This is a genomic window from Rhizobacter sp. P2_H3, assembly GCF_056403355.1.
Genome location: NZ_JBFUFQ010000556.1, coordinates 1 through 513, shown reverse-complemented (window position 1 = coordinate 513; position 513 = coordinate 1). Strand labels below are relative to the sequence as shown.

The following is a 513-nucleotide window of genomic DNA, read 5'->3' as shown; positions in this document are numbered from 1 at the left end:
GTGCGCTGACCGATCATTCGCCGCGCCTCACCGTCGCGAACGGGCTGTCGCCGGACCGGCTCCGTCACCAACTCGACGTGATAGACGAACTGCGCGAACAGTTCTCGCCGATGCGCATCCTGACGGGTATCGAAGTCGACATCCTCGACGACGGCAGCCTCGACCAGGAACCTGAACTGCTGGAGCGCCTGGACATCGTGGTGGCCAGCGTGCACTCGAAACTGGCGATGGACGCCGATGCGATGACCCGGCGGATGGTCCGCGCCGTGTCCGGTGGCCAGGCTGATGTGCTCGGGCACTGCACGGGCCGGCTGGTCGAGGGCAGCCGCGGCACCCGGCCGGAGTCGAAGTTCGACGCCGAGAAGGTGTTCACCGCGTGCGTCGACAACGGGGTCGCCGTCGAGATCAACTCTCGCCCCGAGCGCTGCGACCCGCCGGACCGGCTGCTGAACCTCGCGATCGAGATCGGCTGCGTGTTCAGCATCGACACCGACGCGCACGCGCCCGGCCAGC

At 68.2% G+C, this 513-nt stretch carries 1 protein-coding gene; it reads left to right on the top strand.

Going from position 1 to position 513, the window contains the following annotated elements:
* Positions 1-513: PHP domain-containing protein (locus AC1D1T_RS33010; RefSeq protein WP_477993590.1), on the top strand; the 513-nt coding region annotated here is incomplete at both ends.